Consider the following 9759-nt stretch of genomic DNA (forward strand, 5'->3'; position numbering starts at 1 on the left):
GAAACGCACCCCAGGACTCAGTGCGCGGCGTCGGCGAGGTGCTGGGTGCCGATGCGCTTGCGGAACACCCAGTACGTCCAGCCCTGGTAGAGCAGGACGACCGGTGTCGCGATCACGGCCAGCCAGGTCATGATCTTCAACGTGTAGGCGCTGGACGAGGCGTTGGTGACGGTGAGGCTCCAGTCCGCGTTCAGCGTCGACGGCATGACATTCGGGAAGAGCGTCAGGAAGAGCATCGCCACGGCGGCCACGATGGTGACGCCGGACAGGGCGAACGACCAGCCCTCACGCCCGGCCTGGTTCGCCAGCAGCGCGGCGACGAGGGCGGCGACGGCCACCACGAGGGCGACCAGGCTCTTGGCGTCGCCGCTGTCGGCCTGCGTCCAGAGCAGGAAGGCCAGGGCCAGCACGGCCGCGACCAGACCGACCCGCAGGGCCAGGGTCCGCGCCCGCTCACGGATCTCACCGACGGTCTTGAGCGCGGTGAACACCGTGCCGTGGAAGGTGAACAGCGTCAGCGTCACCAGACCGCCGAGGAGGGCGTACGGGTTGAGCAGGTCCCAGACCGAGCCGACGTACTCCAGGTCCCGGTCGATCTCCACGCCGTGGACGATGTTGCCGAAGGCCACGCCCCACAGGAACGCGGGGATCAGCGAGGTCCAGAAGATCGCCGTCTCCCAGTTGCGCTGCCAGTTCTCCTCGGGCCGCTTCACGCGGTACTCGAAGGCGACCCCACGGACGATCAGGCAGACCAGGATGACCAGCAGGGGAAGGTAGAACCCGGAGAAGAGCGTGGCGTACCACTCGGGGAAGGCGGCGAAGGTGGCACCGCCGGCCGTGAGCAGCCACACCTCGTTGCCGTCCCACACGGGACCGATGGTGTTGATCAGCACCCGCTTCTCGGCCCGGTTCCGGGCGAGCAGCTTGGTCAGCACTCCGACCCCGAAGTCGAAGCCCTCCAGGAAGAAGTAGCCGGTCCACAGGACGGCGATCAGAACGAACCAGACGTCGTGCAGTTCCATGACTGTGCAGCTCCCTCGGCCTAGTACGAGAAGGCCATCGGCTTGTCGGCGTCACGGAGATCGCCGCCGATCTTCGTGGGCGGATTGAGGTCGGCCTCGGTCAGCTCGGGCGGTCCGGCCTTCACGTACTTCGCCAGGAGCTTGACCTCGATGACGGCCAGGACGGCGTACAGCAGGGTGAAGACGGACATCGAGATGATCACCTCGGCCGTGGAGACGCCGGGGGAGACCGCGTCCCGGGTCTGCATCACGCCGTAGACCACCCAGGGCTGCCGGCCCATCTCGGTGAAGATCCAGCCCCAGGAGTTGGCGATCAGCGGGAACGCCATCGTCCACAGCGCCAGCAGCCAGTACATCCGGGAGAGCCTCGCCCCGAGCGGCTTCTTCAGCAGCACCAGGTGGGGTACCTCCTCCTCCCCGGTACGCAGGGCCGGTGGCAGCAGGAACCGCTTCCGCGTCAGCCACAGGCCCAGCAGGCCGAGGGAGAAGGACGCCATGCCGAAGCCGATCATCCAGCGGAATCCCCAGTAGGCGACGGGGACGATGGGCTTGTAGTCACCGGGGCCGAACTGCTCCTGGAGGGCCTTGTTGGTGTCGTTGATGCCGGGCACGTAGGACTCGAAGTCGCTGTGCGCGAGGAAGGACAGCAGCCCGGGGATCTCCAGGGCGACCTTGTTGTGCCCCTTGTCCACGTCCCCGTAGGCGAACACCGAGAACGGTGCCGGCTTCTCGCCGTCCCACAGGGCCTCGGCGGCGGCCATCTTCATCGGCTGCTGCTCGTACATGACCTTGCCGAGGGTGTCGCCGCTGACCGCGGTGAGCAGGCCGCCGACGGCCAGGGTCACCAGGCCGAGCCGGAGCGAGGTCCGCATCACCGGGATGTGCTTCTTGCGCATCAGGTGGAAGGCGGCGATGCCGACCATGAAGGCGCCGCCCGTGAGGAAGGCCGCCGAGAAGCTGTGGAAGACCTGGTTGAGGGTGGTGTTCTGGGTGAGGACCTGCCAGAAGTCGGTGAGTTCGGCGCGGCCCTTCTCCTCGTTGATCCGGTAGCCGACGGGGTGCTGCATCCAGGAGTTGGCCGCGAGGATGAAGTACGCCGACAGCAGCGTGCCGATCGAGACCATCCAGATGCAGGCCAGATGGATCTTCTTGGGCAGCTTGTCCCAGCCGAAGATCCACAGGCCGATGAAGGTGGACTCGAAGAAGAAGGCGATCAGCGCCTCGAAGGCGAGCGGGGCACCGAAGACGTCGCCGACGAAGCGCGAGTAGTCGGACCAGTTCATACCGAACTGGAACTCCTGCACGATGCCGGTGACGACACCCATCGCGATGTTGATCAGGAAGAGCTTGCCCCAGAACTTGGTCGCCCTGAGGTACTTCTCCTTCTCCGTGCGGACCCAGGCGGTCTGCAGTCCGGCCGTGAGGGCGGCCAGCGAGATCGTCAGCGGGACGAACAGGAAGTGGTAGACGGTCGTGATGCCGAACTGCCATCGCGCCAGCGTCTCCGGCGCCAGGGCCATGTCCACGTCGTCACTCTCCTCACATCGCCACACCGCCGTGGTCAGCGGCGGTTTGAGCGCGTTTGTCACACCCAAGCGGGCGCAATCGGGACACGCTTGTGAACGCGTTCACATTCACAAGCAATTATGACCTACTGCTTTTCGACACCGGAAGGGGGGTCCCCTGTGACGTCAACCCCTCTGCCGGAACTTCAACAGACCGTTGAGTTCGAGGAGTGGACGACGGCCCCGCGGCATGCGAAAGCGCGGGACGGCACCTGCCGTCCCGCGCCTCGTCGTCTCGCCCCGTGTGCGGCTGTCGTCCCGCCCCACGTGGGGCTACAGCTCCTTGCGGAACTCCTCCGACACCTTCAGGAAGATGTCGTTCGCCTCATTCTCCCCGACCGTCACGCGCACGCCCTCGCCCGCGAAGGGGCGGACGACCACGCCGGCCTGCTCACAGGCGTTCGCGAAGGCGAGCGTGCGCTCCCCCAGCCGCAGCCAGACGAAGTTGGCGTGGCTCTCCGGCACCGTCCAGCCCTGCGCACGCAGGGCGTCGGCCACGCGGGTGCGCTCGCACACCAGCGAGCCGACCCGGCCGATCAGCTCGTCCTCCGCGCGCAGCGAGGCGATCGCCGCCTCCTGCGCGATCTGGCTGACCCCGAAGGGCACCGCCGTCTTGCGCAGCGCCGCCGCCACCGGCTCGTGGGCGATCGCGAACCCGACCCGCAGTCCTGCCAGGCCGTAGGCCTTGGAGAAGGTACGCAGGACGCAGACGTTGGGGCGCTCACGGTAGAACTCGACGCCGTCCGGGACCTCGGCGTCCCGGATGAACTCGCGGTAGGCCTCGTCCAGGACCACCAGCACGTCGCTCGGCACCCGGTCCAGGAACCGCTCCAGCTCGGCCCGCCGTACCACCGTGCCCGTGGGGTTGTTGGGGTTGCAGACGAAGATCAGCCGGGTGCGGTCGGTGATCGCGTCCGCCATGGCGTCCAGGTCGTGCACCTCGCCCGGCGTCAGCGGGACCTGCACGGACCTCGCGCCGCTGATCTGCGTGATGATCGGGTACGCCTCGAAGGAGCGCCAGGCGTAGATCACCTCGTCGCCGGGGCCCGAGGTCGCCTGGATCAGCTGCTGGGCCACACCGACCGAACCGGTGCCGGTGGCCAGGTGGGCCAGGGGCACCCCGAAGCGGTCGGACAGCTCGGCCATCAGCGACGTGCAGGCCATGTCCGGGTAGCGGTTGAAGGAGGAGGCGGCGGCCGTCACCGTCTCCATCACTCCCGGCAGCGGCGGGTAGGGGTTCTCGTTGGAGGACAGCTTGTAGGCCACGGGACCGTCGGCCGCGGCGGGCTTGCCCGGCTTGTAGGTGGGAATCCCCTCCAGCTCGGCGCGCAGCTTGGGGCTCGTCTCGCTCACCGCAGTCCTCCTCGTGACCACCACCGGCATCGAATACTTCTCACCTTATGAGGATTCGCCGCCGCTGCGTATAGGCGGGAGAGACGGGCGGGGTGGGGCAGACCTCGTCCGTCACACTGGCATCAGGGGCATCAGTGCACGAAGGCGCACGATTCGGGGGGCGCGCCGCACATATATCTACGCGCCGGTGGCTCACGCCGTGGCGCGCATCCCTCGTGCAGGTGAGTTGAGACCTCTTCGCAACATCCGCCACCCCGCAGGCACTCACTGGTCAACACGCCAGGTAATGGGATGACTGGACCCAACTGACTTGCTTTCCAAGGCTGTTAGGCGTTAATGATCTTGCAGAAACGTGACTGTCAACGCGTGCATATGCGTCCGCACTACCCCACCCCATGAGCCCTACTATCGGCTCGCCATGACAGCAGCAGGGAAGCACCAGGTGAGCCGCGCGGAAACCTCACGTCGAGGCAGCCGGCCGGGCCGGGCGGGTATCAGGGACGTGGCCGCCGCCGCCGGAGTATCCATCACTACCGTCTCCGACGCCCTCAACGGCAAGGGCCGACTCCCGGATGCCACCCGGCGCCATGTGCGCGAGGTCGCCGACCGACTGGGCTACCGGCCCTCGGCCGCCGCCCGCACGCTCCGCACCGGCAAGTCCGGGCTCATCGGCCTGACCGTGACGACGTACGGGGATGAACCTTTCACCTTCACCGAATTCGCGTACTTCGCCGAGATGGCGCGCGCCGCAACGTCCGCCGCGCTCGCCCGCGGCTACGCCCTCGTCATCCTCCCGGCGACCTCCCGTCACGACGTGTGGTCCAACGTCGCGCTCGACGGCACGGTCGTCATCGACCCCTCGGACCACGACCCGGTCGTCAGCGAACTGGTCCGCCAGGGCCTGCCCGTCGTCTCCGACGGTCGCCCGGCCGGCTCGCTTCCGGTCACCGCCTGGGTCGACAACGACCACGAGGCAGCCGTGCTCGGCATCCTCGACCACCTCGCCGACGCCGGGGCGCGCAGGATCGGCCTGCTCACCGGCACCACGACCGACACGTACACCCATCTGTCGACCACCGCCTACCTGCGCTGGTGCGAGCGCGTCGGCCAGGACCCGGTCTACGAGGCCTACCCCGCCCACGATCCGTGCGCCGGCGCGGTGGCCGCCGACCGGCTGCTCGCCCGCCCCGACCGGCCCGACGCCGTCTACGGACTGTTCGATCCGAACGGCACCGACCTGCTCGCCGCCGCCCGCCGCTACGGTCTGCGCGTACCCGAGGACCTGCTGCTGGTCTGCTGCAGTGAGTCCACCGTGTACGCCAGCACCGAGCCTCCCATCACCACCCTGTCGTTGAAGCCCCGCCGCATCGGCACCGCCGTGATCCAGGTCCTCATCGACGCGATCGAGGGGCTGCACTCCGACCAGCCGGTCGAGCAGGTGATACCGACCGAACTGATCGTGCGTACCTCGTCGCAGCGGCGCCCGCCGCGTACGACGGTCAGCCCGCCGCGGTCGCCGGAGGGCGAGTAGGGCGCGTCCGGCGTCTCCGGGACGCCGGGCGCGGGGCCGGGTCGCGGCCGTACGCGCGACCCGGCCGATGCGGGGCGCAGGGGGAAGAACAGCGAAGAACGGCGAAGAACGGCGAACCACGAGAAGCGGAACGACGGCTGAACAGGGCGGCGAAACAGGGCGGCGAAGGCAACACCGGCGCGTCCGGAACACGGCCGGGCCACGGTCGCGGACGGGCGAAGCCGGGCCCAATCGGGGCGAAAGCCGCAGCGAACCGGAGTCCTGGCCTGATTCACCACCCCTGGGTCATCACACAGCGCGATCCGCATTCCTATGATGGGCCCACACACCGCGGGCCGCTGCGACCAGGCAGTCCGAAGCGGTGCAGATGCGGCGCGATGGTGGAGGGGTCGATGACTCAGGGGGCCGGTCAGGGACCCGAGGTGGAGCGGACGGCGACGGTGCGCGACTTCCGGGTGCCCGCGTACGTCCACGAGACCGCTCCGTACGCTGCCCCCGGCACGCACGCGGGCGAGTCGGCACCGCCCTCCGAGGAGGGGCTCGAAGAGGCCCTGCCCGAGGGCTACACGCCCACACAGCGCGATCTGCCCGTCATCCGTCGGGGTGACACGGTCCAGGTCACGGTCGACCCCGCACCGGCGGCGGTGCAGCAGCCCGCGACCGGGCAGGGGCCCCTTTTCGTCGTCGGCGACGTGCACGGCTACCTCGACGAGCTGCTGGCCGCCCTGCGGGAGAAGGGCCTCGTCGACGACGCCGGCCAGTGGTGCGCGGGCACCTCCCGGCTGTGGTTCCTCGGCGACTTCACCGACCGCGGCCCGGACGGCATCGGCGTCATCGACCTGGTGATGCGGCTGTCCGCCGAGGCGGCCGCGGCCGGCGGCTACTGCAAGGCGCTGATGGGCAACCACGAACTGCTGCTGCTCGGCGCCAAGCGGTTCGGCGACACACCCGTCAACTCCGGCGCGGGCACCGCCACCTTCCAGGCCGCGTGGCTGCTGAACGGCGGCCAGAAGACCGACATGGACCGCCTCCAGGACCACCACCTCCAGTGGATGGCCCGCCTCGACGCCATGGAGGAGGTCGACGACCACCTCCTGGTCCACTCGGACGCCACGACCTACCTCGACTACGGCCGCTCCATCGAAGAGGTCAACGACACCGTCCGCGAGACGATCACCCGCAACGACGCGGAAGAAGTGTGGGACCTGTTCCGCAAGTTCACCAAGCGCTTCTCCTTCCGCGACGAGGGCGGCGCCGACGCCGTGCGCTCACTGCTTGATACGTACGGCGGCACCCGGATCGTTCACGGCCACAGCCCCATCCCCTACCTGCTGGGCGAAGTCGGCTCCGAGGACGGCGAGGACGACACCCGCACCGTGGTCGAGGGACCGCACGTCTACGCGGAGGGGCTGGCCATCGCGATGGACGGCGGCGTCACCATGGCCGGAAAGCTGCTGGTCCAGCAACTTCCCTTGGATGTCTGACCGTTAACCGAGCGGCTATTGCGGGGGTGCCGACCGTACAGACCGGCACCCAATTTCTGGAAACCCCCTGTCACCCTCCACCGTCACCGCTCTACCATCGGCTTATCCGTAGCAGGCTCCCCTCCGTTTCTGCCCGACGGCTCGTTGGCATGCGAGCCCCAAGCCCTACGGAGCATCGGGGGATGCACATGAACAGCGTTCCGCAGCACCTGCCGAGCGAGGACCGCCAGGAGTACGAGCGGGTCCTCGACGAGGCGCTGCGCTCCGCACCACACCGCCCGGAGCTGGCCGCTGCCGGTCAGCGGCTCAACTCCGAACAACTGCGCACCATGGCACTCAACGCCACCGCCCTCATCACGGCGACGGCCACGACCGAGTACCAGCACTACGTGAAGGTCCGCGAGGAACTGCGCCACCCGGCGTCCTCCGGCCCGTCGCCCGCCACGCGCGAGTCCGGCTCCCAGGAGCAGGGCACGAGCGCGGGGGGACTCGCCGCCACCATGGGCGAGATGGCCGAGGCGACCGGTGCGGGGGCCGTCGCCGTCGTCGCCGTCCTGGCGCCGGTCCTGGCCGGCACCGCCGCGGCGATATTCCTGCTGGTCGGCTATCTCCTGAAGATGCTCGACCCGGGGCAGACCTTCGCGCAGACCATGCTCACCACGGGATGGGTGTTCGGCGCCGTGACCGCGGTGGCGATCCTCGTTGCCGCGGTGGGGCTGCTGCTCACCGCGCTGCGCAACCGCCCCTCGGCCGAGTCCGGCTTCTACAGCGCACGCGACGAGGAGGTGGCCCGGGCCCGGGAAGCCTGGCACGAGGCCCTGCTGGAACGCGGCATACTGCCCTTCCTCCGGGAGGCGCTCAGCGACCCGGGGACGGCGGCACTGCGCCGCGCGGAACCGGCGGCGCCGGGCAGCAGCCGTATGCCGCACCTGGGCTACGGCCGTCCCGGGTTCACCAGCCCCGACGGCGGCCCCGACGCGGGCCCGCGTCCGAGCTACTCGAGCCCGGACTACAGCAGCCCGGACTTCGGTGGCCCGGAACACCGGCCCGAATAGCCACCGGCACGGGCGGGCAGCGGTTCAAAGGATGCCCGCCCGGCCGGCGGCAGTGATCCAGGACGGGAACTCGGACAGCAGACGGTCGTACAGCTCCGGGTCCGGTACGGTGCCGATGTCGTCGACGGCGAAGAAACCGACATTGTCGACGCGGCGGCCCGGCAGGGTGTCGAACCGCTCCAGTACTCCGTAGTTGGAGCGCCCGAGCCCGACGAACTGCCAGAAGACGGGCTCCTCCACGGCTTCCCGCAGCTCCCGCTCGATCTCGGCGTTGCGGTAGACACCGCCGTCGGAGAAGAACAGCACCAGGGTCGGGACCGGTGCCGGATTGGCCCTGACGAAGGCGCGGACCTCGGCGATCACCTTCTGCTCCTCGTTCTGGATGCCGACCGCCCGCATGTCGACCTGCTCGGGGTGCAGGCCCTTCTTCCTGCCCCGCCGGAACAGGCTGATCTCCCCCACCCGCACGTGCAGCCGCAGCCACTCGGGCAGCTCGCCCAGGCGCAGGTCGGGCAGGCGCGCCGGGGTGGAGGCGAAGGTCCAGGCCTGCATCTCGCCGTCGTCGTCCAACTGCGCGGCGACGGCGGCCATCCGCTCCACGACGTCCGCGACGACGCCCTTGGAGTAGAGGAAGGACATGGACCCGGAGGCGTCCAGTACGAGGACGACGCGCGCGGTGGTCCCGGCCGCCCCGTGCTTGCTCAGGCTGACCGCGACCTGCTCCTTGCGCAGGGACAGCCGCTTGCGCATGTCCACGGGGAGGCGTTCCTCACCCTTGGTGAACCGGGGCCCGGCGGCGGCCGGCGCCGGGACCGGGCCCGGTGGCGGTACGGGCGCCGCCGGCGGGGCGGAGACGGGGGAAGCCGTGGGCGGGGCCGTGGCCGGGGTGGCGGGCGCCGTCGGGGGAGCGTCGTCGTCCACGGTGATGCCGAAGTCGGTCGCCAGCCCCGCCAGCCCGGAGGCATACCCCTGTCCCACCGCACGGAACTTCCACCTCCCTCCACGCCGGTACAACTCGCCGCCGACCAGCGCGGTCTCCGTCCCGGCCGTGATGTCGAACCGGGCCAGTTCGGTGCCGGTCGCGGCGTCCAGCAACCGCAGTGACAACCCCGGAACCCGGCCGAAGGCGCCGCCGTCCGCCGAGGCACACAGGACGATGCGCTCGACCGACGCCTCGACCGCACGCAGATCCACCTCGACGGCATCGGTCGTGAGCCCCGCGTTCGCACCGGGGCCGACCCGCTTGCCCAGGTGGCCCACCGCGCCGGACGTGTGGCGGGGCTGGTTGTAGAAGACGAAGTCACCGTCGTCCCGCACCCGCCCGGCCGAGGTGAGCAGCAGGGCGGAGGCGTCGACCTCGGGGACGCCCGGTCCGGGGGACCAGACGAGTTCGGCGCGCACGGCGGGGGAGTCGACGGCGACGTTGGCACCCTTGCTCAGGGAGGTGGCTGTCATGCGCCCAGTCTGCCGAGCGGAACCCCTCGGCGGGGAGAGGGCCGACCGGGCGGCCTGTCCCCTCCCGCGCCGGTACGCTCAGTCCGCGATCGGCAGGTACACGCGGTTGCCCGCCGCCGCGAACTCCTTCGACTTCTGCGCCATGCCCTCCTCGATCTCGCCCTTGCTGCTCCCGTGCTGCCGACGGATGTCCTGCGAGATCTTCATCGAGAAGAGCATTATTAGAAGCGGCACATGGACTACGGTCGTACCAGAGCCCGTACTTGGACCGAGGGGGAACATCGTGGGCAAGCG

General features: G+C 69.5%; 8 protein-coding genes. 3 read left to right on the plus strand and 5 right to left on the minus strand.

The annotated features are described in order from the left end of the window. Positions 1-17: 17 nt before the first annotated feature. The 3 genes from cydB to hisC all read right to left on the minus strand — a co-directional run bounded on the left by cydB (position 18) and on the right by hisC (position 3940). Positions 18-1022, minus strand: a complete 1005-nt coding sequence (gene cydB / locus ACFYZ3_RS31075) for a cytochrome d ubiquinol oxidase subunit II (protein WP_388524587.1) — start codon at positions 1020-1022, stop codon at positions 18-20. A 20-nt stretch (positions 1023-1042) separates the two neighbouring features. Beyond that, positions 1043-2548: a cytochrome ubiquinol oxidase subunit I gene (locus ACFYZ3_RS31080; protein ID WP_388524590.1), complete on the minus strand. Its 1506-nt coding sequence runs from the start codon at positions 2546-2548 to the stop codon at positions 1043-1045. A gap of 312 nt (positions 2549-2860) precedes the next feature. Further along, complete coding sequence (hisC, locus tag ACFYZ3_RS31085; RefSeq protein ID WP_388524593.1) at positions 2861-3940, minus strand: histidinol-phosphate transaminase; 1080 nt, start codon at positions 3938-3940, stop codon at positions 2861-2863. 418 nt (positions 3941-4358) lie between these two features. Here hisC and ACFYZ3_RS31090 point away from each other — a divergent pair, with 418 nt between their 5' ends. The 3 genes from ACFYZ3_RS31090 (at position 4359) to ACFYZ3_RS31100 (ending at position 8010) form a co-directional block, all read left to right on the plus strand. After that, a complete protein-coding gene (locus ACFYZ3_RS31090) occupies positions 4359-5471 on the plus strand; it encodes a LacI family DNA-binding transcriptional regulator (RefSeq protein WP_003975000.1) in 1113 nt (370 codons plus the stop codon). Positions 5472-5848: 377 nt separating this feature from the next. After that, positions 5849-6955 carry a Ser/Thr/Tyr protein phosphatase SppA gene (sppA, locus tag ACFYZ3_RS31095; RefSeq protein ID WP_388524596.1) on the plus strand — a complete coding sequence of 369 codons (1107 nt, stop codon included), beginning with the start codon at positions 5849-5851 and terminating at the stop codon, positions 6953-6955. 182 nt (positions 6956-7137) lie between these two features. Beyond that, positions 7138-8010: a hypothetical protein gene (locus ACFYZ3_RS31100; RefSeq protein ID WP_388524598.1), complete on the plus strand. Its 873-nt coding sequence runs from the start codon at positions 7138-7140 to the stop codon at positions 8008-8010. A 24-nt stretch (positions 8011-8034) separates the two neighbouring features. Here ACFYZ3_RS31100 and ACFYZ3_RS31105 read toward each other — a convergent pair whose 3' ends face one another. Together ACFYZ3_RS31105 and ACFYZ3_RS31110 are read right to left on the minus strand one after the other, a co-directional pair. After that, on the minus strand, positions 8035-9465 hold the full coding sequence (locus tag ACFYZ3_RS31105) for a VWA domain-containing protein (protein WP_388524601.1): 1431 nt from the start codon (positions 9463-9465) through the stop codon (positions 8035-8037). Between the two features lie 78 nt (positions 9466-9543). Then, positions 9544-9672, minus strand: coding sequence for a hypothetical protein (locus ACFYZ3_RS31110; protein WP_262377051.1), 129 nt, complete (start codon positions 9670-9672; stop codon positions 9544-9546). Positions 9673-9759: the final 87 nt, after the last annotated feature.

Origin of the sequence: Streptomyces sp. NPDC001599 (assembly GCF_042893535.1) — a bacterium.
Taxonomy (GTDB): Bacteria; Actinomycetota; Actinomycetes; order Streptomycetales; family Streptomycetaceae; genus Streptomyces.